Below are 17,337 nucleotides of genomic sequence, written 5' to 3' on the forward strand. Positions count from 1 at the left end.
CTCGGCCTGAAGCTCATCGTCCTGCTGCCGCTGCTCCGTGGGCTTGGAGTAGCGCTTGATCCACTGATAAAGACTGTGGCCTGACACACCCAATCGGGCGGCGACCTCGGCAACAGAGTGGCCTCGGCCAGCCACCTGTTTGACGGCTTCAATTTTGAATTCTTCGGTGTAGCGTGAGTTGCTCATTGGACCTCCTAGGTGCCTTGATTATAAGGCCTGGAGGTGTCTACGAAACTAGGGGCTATTCATATTGCAAGCTTTAAGCGCCCTTATTGGTCCGCGATTGATGCAAGGAACATTCTTTCTTAGAGATTGTGAGCAGCTGACGCCTTTCGGGGCGACTAATTTTGTTGACCGTTTACATATTAGAGAAGTGCTGTTAGATGATCCCACTGAAGCCCCGTATGGGACTTATTCTGTAGAAAATGGGAAATTACTGATAAAGAAATCAACGGCTCGTTATTTCTTGCCGCCCGATATAAATCTCGGGACGGAACCAGGAGCAATCAGCGAGATATTTGATAGGAAGTTCTCGGACGCAGACGCACTGAGCAATCTATGGCTTGATTTTGCCGTCGCCGACGTTATGAGGTATATGGACTATCAATGCTCGCTTCATAATCAATATTTTGATATAGAGTCTATCCAGAAAATCGAGGATATTATACGCAACGGTTTGCGCACTTACAGCGTGGCTCAAATGTGGTTCATTATGTGGAAAGTCACAAGAGACGCTGCGGCTCTAGCCAGCCGTACTTATTATAGTCAAGAGAAAGCGACTGCGACGATCCCTACAAAAATTCGTAAGCAGTTAGAAGCAGCCTGTCAGGGTGCAAAGTTGCGTAACGACTGGTCCCGGCCAGAATTTCACATCGCAGGTTCTATAGCGATGGTGTTCAATTCGAAGTTCGGAATAGATGAGTTTACGAAAGGTGATGAAGTTATAAAAATGTTCTTGGGAGTCCGTAGCCAAGGAATTGAAGAACAAGATATCCATAAGGCGGCGGCCATTTTCATAGAGAATACATGGGAAGGACAGGATCCGCTTGCCGCATTAAATACGTTCGCCACGCTGATCCGAACAGGCTTAACGACGGAAAATGCGATACTTGAGCTTGTAAAATGATATGCAAAGCTATTTCGTTCACACCCATTCGCTTAAATTTTACGTCCGGTTGAAGCTGATAATTAAACATTACTCTGGGTAGGATAGTTCCGAAATGCGGCATCATATTTTTCTGAATTAAAAAATTATGCTAAAAACTCTATGGTGTGACTGACTTTCTGTATAGGGGAGCTATTCATAAGTATGTCACGGTTCAGCCGAGGTCGAATGCAAAATAGACTAGTTACGCACAAAATTTTAGCTACCAACACGGTGGGCGACGACTGGATATGCTCAGACATACATGGGCAGATAGATATCTTGCAATCGATGCTTCTTGAAATTGATTTTGATCCCAAGGTAGACCGACTGATATTTGTTGGCGACTTGATTGATCGTGGTCCTGATTCGCTCAAAGCTCTAAACTTCGTACTCAATAGCCCTCAATACTATAGTGTAATTGGAAATCACGAATTGTTGTTTTGGGCCAGCTACCGGGATTCAAAATTAGTAAATAAAAGGCGTGGCTTGGGCGGTGAATGGGCAGACAGTCTTTCTCGTGCCGAACATCAACGCTTGATGCAAGAGATAGAACGACAGTTTCCTCTCGCTATCAGCTTGCAAACTAGTCAAGGCGTCATCGGCATTGTACATGCCCAATCTCCTTTTGATTCTTGGAGAAAATGGAAGACGGAGCCTTTTTCCTCCGAACTGGCCAAAAAGTGCACTTGGGATTGGTCTAAATCACGAGCCGGAGGAGCTATGGTCAGCGAGGTTGATGTGGTTGTTTCTGGGCACATCGGAAGAAATACTCTGATTCGGGGAAATCAGATTTGGATTGACACACTGGATACTACTGGACGACCCACAATTTTGTCCGCATGCGATCTGATCGGTATGGTCAGTCAACGCTGATAGCCTATTGTTCTGCACAGAATTACAATAGAGAGCTAAGGCGAGTTAGGTAAGTTTTTGAAGAAAACTCATAGCGGTGGCGAGGTGAAAGCTCGGTCTCATTAACTGTGAAGGTGGTTTTAAGTAATTAGTATAAAATGAAGATGTGCCAAGGTATGGTGGTGTTAATGTAAAATAATATATCTTTTAATTATGGTATTTGGTTCCGACTAATGTTGCCATTACGTTTTTCAAAACGTGCTCGCCCAGATTTTCACCTATTAATTCCTCGCGGAGTCCAAAAAACATGAGCAAACAGTTCTCGCCGAGCGACCGCTTGGTGTTTTCTGATGAAGAAACACGTACTGCCTTGGGTGTGGCTATTGAAATTTTGCAACTGTGGGGGGGGGCGCGAACCAGAAAGCTTCGTTATTCTCGGATTTGACCTGGGTGTTATCACTAAAGGTAGAGCGCGAAAAGATATAACCGAGGAGCAAAATTATCGTATCAGCGTGATCCTAAATATACATGCAACTCTCCGCTTAGTATTCCTTAATCCAGCCAACCAGCACGGATTCATGAGAATGCGTAACAACAACACGTTCTTTAATGGTCGTACTCCTTTGGAGATAATCAAATCGGGAGACCTTAACGCTTTGCACGAAACCTGGCATCGAATTAAAAGCTTGGAGCAACCGATGTAACTGATGAAATAAAAAAACTCCTGACGCCTTAAGAAAAACGGCTGAGCGTTTTAAGGTATTTTACGATCGTCCGGCAGCACTGTTTTGCTGTTCTCAAGCAAGCGAAGCGCTAACTCTTGTCTAACGCCCGCGTCAGAAAGCCCTAGGCTGGGAACCGTCAGCACCAAATGATCAAACTTGTCGTCAGGCCAACCAGCTGCGTCATCATCGCTTGCCAACCATTTTTGACTGGAGGTTAAGCGTTTCAAATAAGAATCAATCTGCTCGTAGCGGCTTTGCTCGTCCCAAAGGATATGACCCGATCCGCTTAGTTTCATCGCAGAGTGCCAAGTGGCACCCACCACTTTAGATGCCAACTGTTTTGGCAGTGCTTTGAGCGCTCGCTTGAAACCAAGCTGCCTGACCCAGCTGGTGGATAGCACAACCTGGAGATCAAGATCAGAAATCGTTTCTGCCAATATTGGCGCCCACATGAAGAGATCACCTAGCGCTCGCAACTCGACACTGCCGTCGCTCCTAAGAACAACATCATCGGGGTGGAGGACTCCGTCGTAATCCAGAAACAGCAACATCTCACTTACCTTTGATTTATTTGAATACGGTTTTCACAGTTACTCATTAACAGCATCGCAGTGCCAGGCCACGTATATAGGTCTCAAGCTTATTGGGAGCCTGAGTATTCGAAGCATAACGTTACCAGTACAACTCAACTAATGTCATTGCTGACATGCAGATCAATCCATTAACTGATCATAGCTTAATACAAAGTGATATCTGTACGCTACTGAACAATCACCCCAGCACCAAGCTACGGATAATGTACAGTCACCCTCACGGCTAACTGTTTGTGAAGCACAGAAACGCTATCTCGCTTGCGCCACCAACAAATAGTGTTCTATTGTAATTTAATTCATTGCCGGCTTTAGAGCGAGAGTAATGCATCCACCTAACTTATCTGTTTTAGCAAAAAAAAGAATCGAGAGAGGCGAACGACACATGACTCCACGGTCGAACACGGCAATCTCCATATGCCAGTAGATACATTAATACTGCCGAACAAACTAAATCTGACGTCAAAACGAGATATCGACGACGCTGAAGCCGAACTCCTTTTCGAGCTGTATAAACACGTTTTTAAACAGCCTCTGAAGAACCTAACCTTTCAAAATATTATACGGTGGCATCAGCAATGGCTCGGCAGTCTGTATGACTGGGCAGGGGAGCTGCGCTCGGTCAATTTGAGCAAAAATGGATTTCAATTCGCCGCGACGGCGCAGCTATCCAGACTGTCAAAGCAGTTCGAACTGGACTTCCTAAAATCTTTTGCGCAATTGCCAGAGATGCCGAGAGACCAACTCGTTCGTTTCCTCGCTGGAAGCCATGTAGAGCTGGTGCTGATACACCCCTTCCGTGACGGCAACGGCCGCCTATCACGATTGCTTCTTGACGTCATGGCAGTAGAGGCTGGAGGTGCACCGCTAGACTACGGCGTATGGGTGGAAAACAAAGAGTTCTATTTCAAGGCGATCCAGGCAGGAGCTGGCGGCGACTCAATGTCATCAACTTAAGCAATTTTCCTATAAATATCATATAATTAGCACTCAAATCAGCGCATAGGAAAAGTAACTTTGCCCCCTCAAAACACACCGTTTGACACTGCCCAGCAAGTCATGCTTGAAAATTGTAAAAAAAATAACCAACAAGCTTGATTGCCCCGTCTTTATTGATACCTACCGCCAACGCCCTCAAGACTTTACCCGCCGTCGTCAATTGACCTTCAAGAACCTCGTCCTATTCTTGCTCAACCAGCCGCGCACTGCCTTGCAAACCGAGCTAGATCAGTTTTATCGCGTGCTCAATCAGTCCTCAGTCGAGACCCAAGTCGTCACTGCGCAAGCCTTCAGCAAGGCACGCAACAAGCTCAAGCCCGAGGTGTTTGCCGACCTCAATCAACACCTCCAGCAACAGATCGACAGCCTTGGGCTGCGCCAGACATGGCGTGGACTACGGATACTCGCCGTGGATGGTTCGACCGTTCACTTGCCGTTGGAGCAGGCTGTGACTCGCTTTTTCGGCAGCCACTGCGAGTTCCCCGTTGCACGCTTTTCCACGCTCTACGATGTCGCCGACGGTCAGACTCTACATAGCCTGATCGTGCCCTTCCAGGTCGGCGAGCGCGATTGTGCTCACTTACATCTCGACCATGTGCCCGCTGACAGCCTGACGCTGTTTGATCGCGGCTACCCCGGACACTGGCTGTTCGCACTATTCGAGCAGCAGAAGCGGCATTTTCTGATGCGTCTACCTTGCGGCTACAACGCGCAGGTTAGACAGTTTCTCCAGTCGGGACAGACCGATGACACGCAGCTCTTCACTGCCAACCACCCCGAGGCGCGCCTGTTCTGCACAGAGGCCGGCGTCGACCCCGGACGTCCGATCCGGTTGCGACTGATCCGGGTCGAGCTGCCGGGCGGCGAAAGCGAGGTGCTGCTGACCTCCTTGCTGGATCGGAAAACCTTCCCGGCCGACGTGTTTGCAGATCTTTACCATCGTCGCTGGGGTATCGAAACCGACTACCGTCGCATCAAACAGACCCTGGGTCTGGACAACTTCAGTGGGCGCAGCGTGACGGCAGTGAAGCAGGACTTTTATGCCGGACAACTACTGAAGAATCTGGCACTGCTGATGCAACATCTGCTGCAACCGGTCATCGAGCAGCGCCACAAAAATCGCAAGCTGCGCTGGAAAGCCAACTTCACACAAGGGGTCTCACGCCTCAAGAATACTCTGGTCGACTTGCTGGTGCGCCCCTGTGTGCTTGGGCTGTCCAACGTGCTGACGCTGATGGCCAGCAGCCTAAGCGCCGTACGCCCCGGGCGCAACTTCGAGCGTAAACGAAAACGCGCGGCCAGTCGTGGCTGTGAGGGTTACAAGCCGGCGCGCTGATAACACCGACCACCTGAGCTACCGCGTAAAACAGCTGGCCAGAAGCGGCCGGTACGCGCTCGCCTGTAAAACGCGAAAACTGATTGACGGTGCGATTCGACAACCGCTGGATTAACATCAGCAGCGCTGACCCACCAGACAAACGCTCGGCGTGCAGTGAAAATCGATCGCAGCGGTCAAGCCAAACCCAGGGCTGCTTGCCTTTTGCGGCATCGGCGGCTTAAGTTGATGACATTGGGTTCGAGCCCCGTCCGCTGCGCCATATAACTCAAGGGTTTACAGCGTTTTTGCTGTAATAGCTCTACTTGTTATCCGAATTGTCACTTCAGCGTCACGCCATCGTCATTTAATTACCTTAGTGTTGAATTCTGATTCGCAATAAAGCGGGTCGTAACATTGCTAAAGGTGATCATATGGCACCGGAACATGTGACGAATTCTGTTCTCAGGGTAGAAGGGTTGGGTGTCACCTACCCAGGGGGCGTTGTGGCGCTGCGTTCGACTTCCGTGAGTTTTGCTCACGGCGAATTCACTGTGCTGCTGGGTTTGTCCGGTGCGGGCAAGTCAACCTTGTTACGCACACTCAACCATCTAGTACAGCCGTCCAGCGGGCGGGTGGTATCCAGCGAATTTGGGCCGCTTGATGCGCGAATTGGCCTACGTAACCACCGGCGCAAGACCGCTATGGTATTTCAGCATCATCAGCTGATCCTACGTCACACGGCGCTGGCTAACGTGCTAACGGGCCGGCTGGCCTATCACAGTACGTGGCGCAGTCTGTTCCCCTTGCCCCGGCATGACCTTGATCTGGCTCTGCATTGTCTCGACCGCGTGGGTTTGGCCGACAAGGCACTGATGCGCGTCGATCAACTCTCCGGCGGGCAGCAGCAACGGGTGGGCATTGCCCGCGCACTAGCCCAGGAACCTAGCATGATTCTGGCCGATGAGCCCGTTGCCAGTCTGGACCCGGCCACCTCGGAAATAGTGTTGTCGTTACTCAAGCGTATCTGCCAGGAAGATGGCATCACTGCCGTGGTGTCTCTGCATCAACTTGAATATGCCCAGCGTTTTGCCGACCGCATTATCGGACTGGCCAACTCCCATATCGTTTTTGATGGCGCAGCGGGTGAATTGAATGAGGCCCAGCTTGCGCGCATCTACGCGGCTCCTGAAAAGGCCAACACCCTGGCAGCTGACGCCTGCCCTGGAAATGCGAACCCTGCCCCCCACCTTCACTCTGTTACAAAGCTGGAGATTGCTCAATGAAACTGCTTAACAAAATAGTGCTGGCCGCAAGTATTTTTGTCGCGGGTGCGAGTTCCACACTGGCTGCGGATGCCAATCCGGACACCCTCAAGGTGGCACTGCTACCCGATGAAAACGCGTCAGAGTTGATCAAACGCAACCAGCCATTGAAGGACTATCTTGAAAGCACGCTGGACAAGAAGGTCCAGCTGATCGTCACCACGGATTACTCGTCCATGATCGAGGCGATGCGTTTTGGCCGGATTGATCTGGCCTATTTCGGTCCCTTGTCCTACGTCCTGGCGAAGAGCAAAAGTGAAATCGAGCCTTTTGCCGCAATGCTTGTCGATGGCAAGCCTACCTACCGTTCTGTATTGATCGCCAACGTTGATTCGGGAGTGGAATCCTACGCGGACCTGAAAGACAAGAAGATGGTCTACGGCGACCGTGCTTCAACCTCCAGTCACCTGATCCCCAAAACGGTGCTGGTGGAGGCTGGGTTGAAAGCCGACGAGGACTATCAGCAACATTTTGTGGGCAGCCATGATGCGGTGGCGGTGAACGTAGCCAATGGCAATGCCGACGCTGGTGGGCTGTCAGAGGTGATCTTTAAGCACGTATTAGAGACTGGTCTGATCGACCCGGCCAAGGTCAAGGTGCTGGGTTACAGCGGAGAGTACCCGCAATACCCCTGGGCCATGCGCTCGAATCTCGACGCCGATCTCAAGGCCAGCATCAAGAACGCTTTTGTCAATCTGGACGATCCGACCGTTTTAGAGAGCTTCAAGGCCGAGGGTTTTGCTCCGATCGAGGACGCCGATTACGACATCATCCGCGATATGGGTAGCCTGCTTGGGCTCGATTTCGCCACCATGTAAGGAGCGGTTATGAGCGTTCATTCGAGCGTTGCGTTGACAGAGACGGCTGATCGCCAACAGGTGCTGACTGATTATGGTCGGGGCTGGAAGCGCAAGCTGGCACAAGCCGCTGCGGTTCTCGGTGTGGTGCTGGTTGCCAGCTGGTATGTGAATTTATTGGACTTTGACACCCTAGCCCAGGGTGTGCCGGCCATTATGACCCTGGCCGGAGAGTCCTTTCCTCCTGATTTCAGTAATGCGGCAAACTGGTTTTCGCCATTGATCGATACCTTGGCGATGAGCATCGCGGGAACCGCAATTGCTGTCAGCCTGTCTTTGCCGCTGACGTTTCTGGCGGCGCGCAACACGTCGCCGCATCCGGTGGTGTTTCAGTTGACGCGGGTTGTGCTGAACGGACTGCGGTCGGTGCCCGAGCTGATCATGGGCATCATCTTTGTAGCGGCGGTTGGTTTTGGGGCCTTGCCAGGCGTGCTGGCGCTCGGGCTGCATTCAATTGGCATGGTCGGCAAGTTTTTTGCCGAAGCCATAGAGCATGTGGATGAAGCGCCAGTGGAAGCCGCTCGGGCTGCTGGCGCCACGCGACTGCAGGTGCTTTTCCATGCCGTATTGCCTCAGGTCCTGCCGCAGTTTGCGGATGTTTCAATCTACCGCTGGGAATACAACTTCCGCGCTTCCACAGTGATGGGCATGGTCGGCGCTGGGGGGATCGGCTTTGAGCTGATGGGCTCTTTGCGAATCATGCAATACCAGGAAGTGCTCGCGATCTTGCTAGTCATACTGCTGATGGTAACGCTGGTGGATGCACTTAGCGGCTTTCTGCGCAAATCATTCAAGTAAGAGCTGAATATGAAACCACGTGTCGTAATAACCCATAAAGTGCATGACGAAACCCTTCAGTTACTCGCTCCGCATTGCGAGTTGATAACCAACCAAACTACCGAGACGCTGCCCCGGGATGAGGTGTTGCGCCGGGTTAGCAGTGCGCAGGCTATGATGGCGTTCATGCCTGACCGTATCGACGCTGATTTTCTCGATGCTTGCCCGCAACTCAAGATTGTCGGCGCGGCGCTGAAAGGGTTCGACAATTTTGATGTGCAGGCCTGTACGCAACGGGATGTATGGCTGACCTTTGTACCGGACCTGCTTACCGTGCCAACGGCCGAACTGACCGTTGGGCTGACTATCGGATTGGTGAGGCAAATCAAAGCCGCTGATGAGTATGTCAGGTCGGGTGATTTTCAGGGTTGGACGCCGCAGTTCTATGGGTTGGGCATAGAGGGGTCGACTGTAGGCATCGTCGGTATGGGAGCGATCGGCAAAGCGCTGGCGCAACGGCTTAAGGGCTGGGGCGCACGAGTCCAGTACAGTGAGCCGCAGGCGTTGGGCTCTGATGAAGAGGCTGCGTTAAACATTGAATTCTGTTCGCTTGAAGCGCTGCTGGAAACATCCGATATCGTAATCCTGGCGCTGGCACTCAATTCCTACACCCTGCATACGATCAATGCGAGTCGCCTTGCTCTAATGAAGGCGGGTGCGTTTCTGGTTAATCCCTGCAGGGGCTCGGTGGCGGATGAACAGGCGGTGTTGGACGCATTGCGCAGTGGCCACTTGGGAGGATATGCGGCGGATGTATTTGAAATGGAGGACTGGGCCAGGGATGAGCGGCCGCGCACGATCAACGCGGATTTGCTGGCGCATCCGAATACATTGTTCAGTGCGCACATAGGCTCGGCGGTCAGCCGGGTGCGCATGGCAATCGAGCGCAGGGCTGCAGAAAACATACTACAGGTGCTGCGGGGTGATATACCGCAAGACGCTGCCAATCGGCTTGCCAAGGTTGGAGAGCTTGCATGCTGAATCTGGTCTGGCTCAAGACGCTGGTCGCCTTGTTTCAGTACAGGAATTTCCAGACCACCGCAGACCGGCTGGGTATCGCCCAGCCGACGGTGACGCAACATGTTCAGAAGCTGGAGGAGCAACTTCAGGTGGGGCTGGTTGTGCGCGGGCGCGCTGGTTGTCAGCCAACGCCCGAGGCGCTGCTGCTGTTGCCTTTTGCCGAAAGCATGTTGAAGCTGAATGATCGTGCAGTGCGTGCAATCAAGGGTCGGGACCTGCGCGTGGGAGCAAGTTCGAATATCGGCATCTATATGCTGCCGCCCTATGTGCGCTCGTTCGTTACCGCAGAGTACAACCCTGATCTAGAGCTGGTAATCGGTAGTAATCCAGCTATTGCGCAGAAGTTGGGGAATGCAGAGCTGGATGTGGCCGTCATGGAGTGGTGGCAGCCTCAAACCGGCTTTCAGGTCCGAAGTTGGAGAAAGGAGCCGCTGGTGCTGATAGTGCCTCCGACGCACTCCTATGCGGAACTTTATGAGGTGGGCCCAGAGCATCTGGCTGGTATGGAACTGATTGGGGGGGAGTCTGGCACCGGTACGGGCCGGCTGCTGGATCGTTATTTTGCTGATAAAAGCGCCATCCCCGGAGTGTCAATGCAACTGGGCAGTACGGAAGCGGTTAAGCAGGCAGTCAAAGCGGGGCTGGGGGTTTCGCTGGTGCTGGCTTCCGCCGTAACAGAAGAGGTTGGGTCAGGCAGTTTGTGTGCCGTCCCGTTCAGCGGGGCGGGTCTGGATAAGGAGCTGATGGTCGTCTGGCGTGAAAACCCGGCTAAATCGGATCAGTTGCCGGGTTTTGTCAGTCACTTGCTTAATGAGTCGGAAGTTAGCTCCTGCACATTGGCAACACCTGAGCTGTGATAACGTCTTGTTTGGGATTTAGCTTGCCTATAAGAAAACACTCCGCCCAATGTTTTGTTCCCCCACTTGGTTTCGGAAACGGGTAGATAATAGTGGATGCTCGCAGAGTGATATTAGGCTGAAAGCCATGTGTCGCCTATGGTCTGGTGGAGTTCTGTGGGTTTTTACAGAATTCATAAAGGCGGACTGATCCTCCGCCACTATTCAACGACAAAGCCCCGTAAATCGGGGCTTTGTCGTTTCTGGGTGTTGCTAACTCAGATACGCAAATACCGCGCCTCACTCAGATTGAGTAGGTCGGTAGAGGTGCTGACTGGGATTGTTTTGCACCACGACCTCTGCTGACGTAAGGGAAGGCACCCCCGTTCAAGTGAGTTGATAGAGATGACCGGTACGATGCTGTAAAGTGCTGCTTTGATACGGTTTTATACGGCCTGTTCTCTGTGGGTTGGTGTTGTACGACCCAAGCATCGAGGCGTTGACACCTCTGCCCTGTGAAATCGCGGTGAGACGCTATAATCTGCTATAGGCATTTTCTCTTAAGTAGGAGGATTAGATTATGGCTGACCAATGGCTAACCACACTCTCCACAAATACGCCGCAAGAAGGTTTTGAGCTCGCAATAACACTGAGCCGTCGCGGCGTAAAATATACCCAACCGGACCCAGAGGTCCTACATAAACTGCGGCCTGAGTACGCCAATGACGCGCATGAGCTTACCGCTGCGTCCCAAGTTATCGCTATAAACTTCCAGACAGTGGCTGCGGCAAATAATTACTGGAAGAAGTAACCAAGAAAGGCAACGATAACGTCTTTGCCCCACGACCAATGTCATCAACTTAAGCAATTTTCCTATAAATATCATATAATTAGCACTCAAATCAGCGCATAGGAAAAGTAACTTTGCCCCCTCAAAACACACCGTTTGACACTGCCCAGCAAGTCATGCTTGAAAATTGTAAAAAAAATAACCAACAAGCTTGATTGCCCCGTCTTTATTGATACCTACCGCCAACGCCCTCAAGACTTTACCCGCCGTCGTCAATTGACCTTCAAGAACCTCGTCCTATTCTTGCTCAACCAGCCGCGCACTGCCTTGCAAACCGAGCTAGATCAGTTTTATCGCGTGCTCAATCAGTCCTCAGTCGAGACCCAAGTCGTCACTGCGCAAGCCTTCAGCAAGGCACGCAACAAGCTCAAGCCCGAGGTGTTTGCCGACCTCAATCAACACCTCCAGCAACAGATCGACAGCCTTGGGCTGCGCCAGACATGGCGTGGACTACGGATACTCGCCGTGGATGGTTCGACCGTTCACTTGCCGTTGGAGCAGGCTGTGACTCGCTTTTTCGGCAGCCACTGCGAGTTCCCCGTTGCACGCTTTTCCACGCTCTACGATGTCGCCGACGGTCAGACTCTACATAGCCTGATCGTGCCCTTCCAGGTCGGCGAGCGCGATTGTGCTCACTTACATCTCGACCATGTGCCCGCTGACAGCCTGACGCTGTTTGATCGCGGCTACCCCGGACACTGGCTGTTCGCACTATTCGAGCAGCAGAAGCGGCATTTTCTGATGCGTCTACCTTGCGGCTACAACGCGCAGGTTAGACAGTTTCTCCAGTCGGGACAGACCGATGACACGCAGCTCTTCACTGCCAACCACCCCGAGGCGCGCCTGTTCTGCACAGAGGCCGGCGTCGACCCCGGACGTCCGATCCGGTTGCGACTGATCCGGGTCGAGCTGCCGGGCGGCGAAAGCGAGGTGCTGCTGACCTCCTTGCTGGATCGGAAAACCTTCCCGGCCGACGTGTTTGCAGATCTTTACCATCGTCGCTGGGGTATCGAAACCGACTACCGTCGCATCAAACAGACCCTGGGTCTGGACAACTTCAGTGGGCGCAGCGTGACGGCAGTGAAGCAGGACTTTTATGCCGGACAACTACTGAAGAATCTGGCACTGCTGATGCAACATCTGCTGCAACCGGTCATCGAGCAGCGCCACAAAAATCGCAAGCTGCGCTGGAAAGCCAACTTCACACAAGGGGTCTCACGCCTCAAGAATACTCTGGTCGACTTGCTGGTGCGCCCCTGTGTGCTTGGGCTGTCCAACGTGCTGACGCTGATGGCCAGCAGCCTAAGCGCCGTACGCCCCGGGCGCAACTTCGAGCGTAAACGAAAACGCGCGGCCAGTCGTGGCTGTGAGGGTTACAAGCCGGCGCGCTGATAACACCGACCACCTGAGCTACCGCGTAAAACAGCTGGCCAGAAGCGGCCGGTACGCGCTCGCCTGTAAAACGCGAAAACTGATTGACGGTGCGATTCGACAACCGCTGGATTAACATCAGCAGCGCTGACCCACCAGACAAACGCTCGGCGTGCAGTGAAAATCGATCGCAGCGGTCAAGCCAAACCCAGGGCTGCTTGCCTTTTGCGGCATCGGCGGCTTAAGTTGATGACATTGGGCGGCGACTACACCCATATAGAACGACTGATAAACGACGTTATTGAGCTGTAGCACCAACGTCTACGTCAGAAATCACCGCGCCAACCTCAGCTTCGGAAACCTTCTGACACCCTTGGCCAAGCGAGCTTCAATCTGCTGCACTGGCTCCCCAGTCTCTATTGCCGTCGAAGACGCAACTGAGCGGCATAGCCGTTCAGTACTGATTCGATCAACCGAGTTCGACTTGGTCATACGCCCTCCTGGTAAGAACACTCTTTGGCGCTAATACTTCTGACTCAAGTACGTGGGGCGGCAAGAAAGTCGCCTCACTTAATCGTGAGCGCACCATCCACAACTGCCTCGCAAAGGTATGGCCGCTGCAGTAAAGGGCCGTACACGGGGTATAGCGACCTGGCAAGCTCAGCACTCCGCCTCGAGGAGCCTAAAACCTAACTTATAGGAATCGCCTGCGTACCGCTCACTGAAAGGATGCCGCGGCAAACTTGCTTATAAGCATCTGCAGACAAGAAAGCCACTTTGTCAGTCAGCAGCGTATCAATCGCTTTGTAAAAAGCTGCGTCGAGCATGAAATCTGACGCTGACTGGTTACACAATCTTGCTGCGAGCTCGATCGTTTCAAGCGCGTCTGAGCGGACAACAATATTGAAATTAGACGTTTCTCCGGTCATTTGTCACCACCGTAATTAAATTTACCTGCATGGGAAAAAAATCAACAGATCCTCCAAGAGTGTCGTGTAATTTGGACTCAACACTTACGTCGCATGGCCCGATTAGGGTTGAACGGTTCTCGTGCAGGACGTAACGTGCGCCGCCGCAACTTTGAGTTAGTCTAATACTATACCCGTACACTAGGGTCCATCGCTGCCGCACGATTGCAACGGGACCAACTGGTAACCTATCGCAGGCTTGCTTGAGCTTCTATCCGTGCTTAGCCCTCCCTATCATCGTTCGATGATGATGCCCCACCTAACCACGTCGGACTTTCGGAAGTGGCGCCATTAATCTTTGTTGGGAGATTCCGGCAATGCTAGCGTTGTATATAAAACGCTGAGCGATTTCAGCCATCTTTGCTAGTTCAGACCTGAGGGCGTCGTTCTCCCGCTGTAGGCGTTCAATTTTGTTCATCGCGTCCAGCATGCTTTGCGGCCTCGGGACGTCCTTGACCATTGTAATCGCTTTCCTTAGCTCTTCTTTTTTTACATGGTAGGCGTTTTTGACGATTGGCTTTTTGGAGAGCGCTTGTCGAGTCGGGACATAGCTCAGAAAACTTTTTGAGGCAGTGCAGATGTTGTTCCAGTTGAATGCCTCTTCCTGTGGCCAATTTCGGATCATCTTAGCGATTTTATTAAGCTGTGAGTCTGTGATCGTCTTAGACATCGTCTGGGTTCCATAACAAATCAAAGCAGGCCAGTAGGTCATCGCCATACTCTATGCCCAGCTCATTTCTATCCAGTAGCCTAACTTCGGCGACTGAGGACTTCGTCTCAAGAAGGGTCTGCTCGTGACTAAAGTTAGTGCTGTCTGCTAATTCTATAGGACTGCCATTTGGGATGCTCGAATCATTGAGCATGTTTACAAGCTGGCTTAGTCGTCCGATCTGCGGTCCTGCCACTTGCAACCAACGTGAGGCTGCTCGTTCGCCACTATCAACTGCCTCTTTGGCTGCATTGTATGTACGGATCAAGTGCTCGCGGTCTCTGGTTACGGCTTCTGCTACAAGCTTGTCGCCCTTACATATCAGCAGCTCGGAGCAGTTGAGGCAGTCAGCGAAGCGGTTGCACGGTCCTGCACGCCAAGACCTGCGGCACAACCCGTACCGGCTACGATGAAATGGTCCTTGGCTGTGTATCTCCGCTACTTCATCGGTAATTGGCTGCTTATGGTTTTGTTTTTGCTGCATACCTAATAAGACAGAACTTTTGTTAGCCGCTTCTTCGGGGGAATCATTAAGGTATGTCAGCGTTTGATGAGAAGAGGCGCGGCTGCTCCAAGCAGTGATGGTGTCAATAGACACCTCGCTTTGCCTCGCAAGTCGGTTGAGCAGATGGCGCAAACTGTGAGATTTCAGCTTGATCGACTCAAAGCCGTGCCGGGAAAAAAAGCACATAATTTTTTGATGATGCAGAGCCGAGCCCTTCAAACGCATTGTATAATAGTGCTGGTTGAAGGGGACCAGCAGGACTGGGCATACGCTGCTTCGTAGACCAAACTGGAAGCGCAAAAAGCACATCAGTGACTCAGACATTTTCAACGGCTTATGGTTTTCATTTATCGGTTCTTGGTAAGGAAAGTGCGGATTCAACTTGCGATGCTCTGCGAGAACTAGTTGCCAGAGTGAGTCAAGTGTGAACCCCTTAAGTGAATATTTGCCGGTATGCCTGTGAATAAAGTCGTAGCATGAATTAAGATTAGGGAAGCCTAGCGCAGCTGATACCTGATGCCGTGTTAGTTCTTGATCATCAGCAACGTCGGGACAGTTCTTGTGTCGATAGAACTTGTTCGGATTCCCTTCCATGTAACTGGCAAGCCTGCGACCTTCTTCTGATATGCTCTTTAGTCGCTCTATGGCAATTACTGCGTTAGGTGCCATAGTTGTAGGGATCGCCTTAGGTATAAATTCTTTTATTTTTGGTGTCCAATAGTTGAGGTGATGCTGAACGTTATCATCCTTATCTGCACCTTGACGGAGGCAATCTACGCGCAGCTTTAGTGTCTCACTAATCCGCATTGGGACACTCAGAAGAATACACGTAATGCTAGTCACCAAAATATCGGCGTCTTCCAATCGTTGAGAGTGCCCGCGGCTGAAAACGCTGGCAATGGCAAGGAGAGCATCTTGGTCGGGAAGCTTGGCCGCCTTTTTTTCAGCATTCGCATATGTGCCGTTTGCGTAGGTGTATGAAGCCGTCCGGACATAGGGGTGTGTCCAGTAGCGAACAGCTTCAGTAACAATGAAGAAGTCGGAAAGTGTTCTTAGTATATACAGCATCTCGTCAGCAATGTGCTGTCGCGTTTTCTCCGTTCGTATTATCGCAACGACGTGATCGAAATGGCGCTGATTTATCTTGGTGATATCAGGCACGGACATGTCGTTCTTGAGCACCATTTCGAGTAGCCGAAATGCAGTCATCTCTCGACCTGGGTTTTTATGCGGTTTAATTGTATGACGGTAGCGCAAATAAGCCTTGGCGAACTCTACGAACGCGGGATGCATTAGTTGATGTGGCTTGGGCTTCTTGCTCGGATGCAGCTTCCGGTGCTCATGGTTGGTGAACCTTACGCTGTGATACGGTAAAGGCCAGCGATTGTTCTCCCAAAAAAAATCTGGTTGATCGGCCCAAAGTTCCAAGTGCTTTTTTGAAAGCTTGATCAGGTTATGCAAATTTTCTTGCGCAGTTAACTCTTTCCTTGGCGTAAATTGAATAATTTTAGCCATCATATAAGCCCAAGTTCTATCTTACGTGCCTCGCAGCGGCGAATACAGTTTTGTACTGCGAGAATGTCTGCTGAAAGATCTATAGGTACGAGCAAGTTTCTAGCACCTCCAATGCATAATGACTGGTTTTCTTCTTCCTGCCTGGTTTTTAGTGCTTCAAGTACCTCTTGGTGTGGGGCGGAGACTAGGGGCTCGAAATGCTTGCAACGATAGCAGGGAATCGGTATGGAGGTGGTGGCGCAATAGCTATGGTTACCGCAGCTACCGACGTTTTTCAGCTCGCCGCTTTTTGCGAATTCGAGTCGGCTTGTTGGGTCATTGAGACGACTAGCCTGTTGTTCGTTGTCGATAAGGTTGCCAGCAAATGCCATCGCCAGCGGTGCAAGAGCAGGCGCTAAAGCTTGATCCAGTTTGCGTGCGTCCTCGGCTGGATCGTTGTAGTAAGCCTGTAGGCTCTTCCATTGAGTATGTCCAAGCCAGTGGGACAAAGTATGCAACGGCACCCCTTTACGTGCTAGTTGGCGAGCTCTGGTGTGTCGGAGCCGGGTTGCATTAACGAGAATTGGGCGATTTGTTCGGTGGCTGAGAGGCGGCTCGATATCGATACGTCCTCCAGGTCGCCAAGCAAGAGTTTGAGAGACTTTAGTTGGCCGGAGATGGAAAAGCTGGTGGTCGAGATTGCGGCAAGGGACTAGCTTATAGTGGTCTGTAAGCACGGATATAGCTGCTTTAATGCGATTTTTATCCGTAAATACTGGTAGGTTTTTAAAATCAGAGTCGGAAATGAGAGGGCGGTTGCAGGAGCTGAGTGCAACACGGTTATTGAATTGACGCAGGAGCATCATATTGCATAGCCAAGGCTTTCTGCATCACTTCGCTCATGACTTCGATAGGACATTTGAAATCGAAGCGCTTA

Annotated in this window: 18 protein-coding genes; 12 read left to right on the forward strand and 6 right to left on the reverse strand. The window is 51.5% G+C overall.

Annotated features, from left to right (window positions below; translation table 11 throughout):
* A partial coding sequence (locus tag EF096_RS19250) for a transposase (RefSeq protein ID WP_148079649.1) occupies window positions 1–186 on the reverse strand: 186 nt, incomplete at its 3' end.
* A gap of 100 nt (window positions 187–286) precedes the next feature.
* Here EF096_RS19250 and EF096_RS19255 point away from each other — a divergent pair.
* The 3 genes from EF096_RS19255 (at window position 287) to EF096_RS19265 (ending at window position 2,703) form a co-directional block, all read left to right on the forward strand.
* Window positions 287–1,126 carry a hypothetical protein gene (locus tag EF096_RS19255; protein WP_123891381.1) on the forward strand — a complete coding sequence of 280 codons (840 nt, stop codon included), beginning with the start codon at window positions 287–289 and terminating at the stop codon, window positions 1,124–1,126.
* Window positions 1,127–1,333: 207 nt separating this feature from the next.
* A complete protein-coding gene (locus EF096_RS19260; protein ID WP_158611320.1) occupies window positions 1,334–2,020 on the forward strand; it encodes a metallophosphoesterase in 687 nt (228 codons plus the stop codon).
* Window positions 2,021–2,349: 329 nt separating this feature from the next.
* Window positions 2,350–2,703, forward strand: a complete 354-nt coding sequence (locus tag EF096_RS19265; protein ID WP_123891383.1) for a hypothetical protein — start codon at window positions 2,350–2,352, stop codon at window positions 2,701–2,703.
* Between the two features lie 50 nt (window positions 2,704–2,753).
* Here EF096_RS19265 and EF096_RS19270 read toward each other — a convergent pair whose 3' ends face one another.
* Window positions 2,754–3,275: an HAD domain-containing protein gene (locus tag EF096_RS19270; RefSeq protein WP_123891384.1), complete on the reverse strand. Its 522-nt coding sequence runs from the start codon at window positions 3,273–3,275 to the stop codon at window positions 2,754–2,756.
* Window positions 3,276–3,731: 456 nt separating this feature from the next.
* Between EF096_RS19270 and EF096_RS19275 the strand changes: the two genes are divergently transcribed.
* The 9 genes from EF096_RS19275 to EF096_RS19315 all read left to right on the forward strand — a co-directional run bounded on the left by EF096_RS19275 (window position 3,732) and on the right by EF096_RS19315 (window position 12,745).
* A complete protein-coding gene (locus EF096_RS19275) occupies window positions 3,732–4,271 on the forward strand; it encodes a Fic/DOC family protein (protein ID WP_218565815.1) in 540 nt (179 codons plus the stop codon).
* A gap of 106 nt (window positions 4,272–4,377) precedes the next feature.
* Window positions 4,378–5,649 (forward strand): IS4 family transposase, encoded by a 1,272-nt coding sequence (locus tag EF096_RS19280; RefSeq protein WP_123891385.1) that lies wholly within the window; start codon window positions 4,378–4,380, stop codon window positions 5,647–5,649.
* 413 nt (window positions 5,650–6,062) lie between these two features.
* The gene (gene phnC / locus EF096_RS19285; RefSeq protein WP_123891386.1) at window positions 6,063–6,914 is read left to right on the forward strand and encodes a phosphonate ABC transporter ATP-binding protein; all 852 of its coding nucleotides are present in this window, start codon (window positions 6,063–6,065) and stop codon (window positions 6,912–6,914) included.
* Window positions 6,911–7,771, forward strand: a complete 861-nt coding sequence (phnD, locus tag EF096_RS19290; protein ID WP_123891387.1) for a phosphate/phosphite/phosphonate ABC transporter substrate-binding protein — start codon at window positions 6,911–6,913, stop codon at window positions 7,769–7,771. The genes phnC and phnD overlap by 4 nt, the downstream gene beginning before the upstream one ends.
* 9 nt (window positions 7,772–7,780) lie before the next feature.
* The gene (gene phnE, locus EF096_RS19295) at window positions 7,781–8,608 is read left to right on the forward strand and encodes a phosphonate ABC transporter, permease protein PhnE (RefSeq protein ID WP_123891388.1); all 828 of its coding nucleotides are present in this window, start codon (window positions 7,781–7,783) and stop codon (window positions 8,606–8,608) included.
* A gap of 9 nt (window positions 8,609–8,617) precedes the next feature.
* The gene (locus EF096_RS19300) at window positions 8,618–9,628 is read left to right on the forward strand and encodes a phosphonate dehydrogenase (RefSeq protein ID WP_123891389.1); all 1,011 of its coding nucleotides are present in this window, start codon (window positions 8,618–8,620) and stop codon (window positions 9,626–9,628) included.
* Entirely contained in the window at window positions 9,622–10,524 is a 903-nt protein-coding gene (locus EF096_RS19305) for a LysR family transcriptional regulator (RefSeq protein ID WP_123891390.1), read from the forward strand. The genes EF096_RS19300 and EF096_RS19305 overlap by 7 nt, the downstream gene beginning before the upstream one ends.
* A 559-nt stretch (window positions 10,525–11,083) precedes the next feature.
* Window positions 11,084–11,314, forward strand: a complete 231-nt coding sequence (locus EF096_RS19310; RefSeq protein ID WP_123891391.1) for a hexameric tyrosine-coordinated heme protein — start codon at window positions 11,084–11,086, stop codon at window positions 11,312–11,314.
* Between the two features lie 159 nt (window positions 11,315–11,473).
* Window positions 11,474–12,745, forward strand: coding sequence for an IS4 family transposase (locus tag EF096_RS19315; protein ID WP_123891385.1), 1,272 nt, complete (start codon window positions 11,474–11,476; stop codon window positions 12,743–12,745).
* Between the two features lie 668 nt (window positions 12,746–13,413).
* Here the strand turns inward: EF096_RS19315 and EF096_RS19320 are convergent.
* The 4 genes from EF096_RS19320 to EF096_RS20495 all read right to left on the reverse strand — a co-directional run bounded on the left by EF096_RS19320 (window position 13,414) and on the right by EF096_RS20495 (window position 16,918).
* A complete protein-coding gene (locus EF096_RS19320; protein ID WP_123891392.1) occupies window positions 13,414–13,653 on the reverse strand; it encodes a type II toxin -antitoxin system TacA 1-like antitoxin in 240 nt (79 codons plus the stop codon).
* A gap of 298 nt (window positions 13,654–13,951) precedes the next feature.
* Entirely contained in the window at window positions 13,952–14,362 is a 411-nt protein-coding gene (locus EF096_RS19325) for a hypothetical protein (RefSeq protein WP_123891393.1), read from the reverse strand.
* Window positions 14,355–16,424: an integrase gene (locus EF096_RS19330; protein WP_235869801.1), complete on the reverse strand. Its 2,070-nt coding sequence runs from the start codon at window positions 16,422–16,424 to the stop codon at window positions 14,355–14,357. The genes EF096_RS19325 and EF096_RS19330 overlap by 8 nt, the downstream gene beginning before the upstream one ends.
* Window positions 16,421–16,918 (reverse strand): hypothetical protein, encoded by a 498-nt coding sequence (locus EF096_RS20495; protein ID WP_158611321.1) that lies wholly within the window; start codon window positions 16,916–16,918, stop codon window positions 16,421–16,423. Before EF096_RS20495 ends, EF096_RS19330 begins: the two co-directional genes overlap by 4 nt.
* Window positions 16,919–17,337: the final 419 nt, after the last annotated feature.

Source organism: Pseudomonas neustonica, from assembly GCF_003797945.1.
Classification (GTDB): Bacteria; Pseudomonadota; Gammaproteobacteria; order Pseudomonadales; family Pseudomonadaceae; genus Halopseudomonas; species Halopseudomonas neustonica.

Excerpts from the sequence above, each read along its gene's own strand:
- phnD (WP_123891387.1), top strand. The coding sequence starts at position 6,911 with ATGAAACTGCTTAACAAAATAGTGCTGGCCGCAAGTATTTTTGTCGCG.
- EF096_RS19325 (WP_123891393.1), bottom strand. The coding sequence starts at position 14,362 with ATGTCTAAGACGATCACAGACTCACAGCTTAATAAAATCGCTAAGATG.
- EF096_RS19330 (WP_235869801.1), bottom strand. The coding sequence starts at position 16,424 with ATGATGGCTAAAATTATTCAATTTACGCCAAGGAAAGAGTTAACTGCG.
- EF096_RS19300 (WP_123891389.1), top strand. The coding sequence starts at position 8,618 with ATGAAACCACGTGTCGTAATAACCCATAAAGTGCATGACGAAACCCTT.
- EF096_RS19260 (WP_158611320.1), top strand. The coding sequence starts at position 1,334 with ATGCAAAATAGACTAGTTACGCACAAAATTTTAGCTACCAACACGGTG.
- phnC (WP_123891386.1), top strand. The coding sequence starts at position 6,063 with ATGGCACCGGAACATGTGACGAATTCTGTTCTCAGGGTAGAAGGGTTG.
- EF096_RS19275 (WP_218565815.1), top strand. The coding sequence starts at position 3,732 with ATGCCAGTAGATACATTAATACTGCCGAACAAACTAAATCTGACGTCA.
- EF096_RS19320 (WP_123891392.1), bottom strand. The coding sequence starts at position 13,653 with ATGACCGGAGAAACGTCTAATTTCAATATTGTTGTCCGCTCAGACGCG.
- EF096_RS19265 (WP_123891383.1), top strand. The coding sequence starts at position 2,350 with ATGAAGAAACACGTACTGCCTTGGGTGTGGCTATTGAAATTTTGCAAC.
- EF096_RS19255 (WP_123891381.1), top strand. The coding sequence starts at position 287 with ATGCAAGGAACATTCTTTCTTAGAGATTGTGAGCAGCTGACGCCTTTC.
- EF096_RS19310 (WP_123891391.1), top strand. The coding sequence starts at position 11,084 with ATGGCTGACCAATGGCTAACCACACTCTCCACAAATACGCCGCAAGAA.
- EF096_RS19270 (WP_123891384.1), bottom strand. The coding sequence starts at position 3,275 with ATGTTGCTGTTTCTGGATTACGACGGAGTCCTCCACCCCGATGATGTT.
- phnE (WP_123891388.1), top strand. The coding sequence starts at position 7,781 with ATGAGCGTTCATTCGAGCGTTGCGTTGACAGAGACGGCTGATCGCCAA.
- EF096_RS19305 (WP_123891390.1), top strand. The coding sequence starts at position 9,622 with ATGCTGAATCTGGTCTGGCTCAAGACGCTGGTCGCCTTGTTTCAGTAC.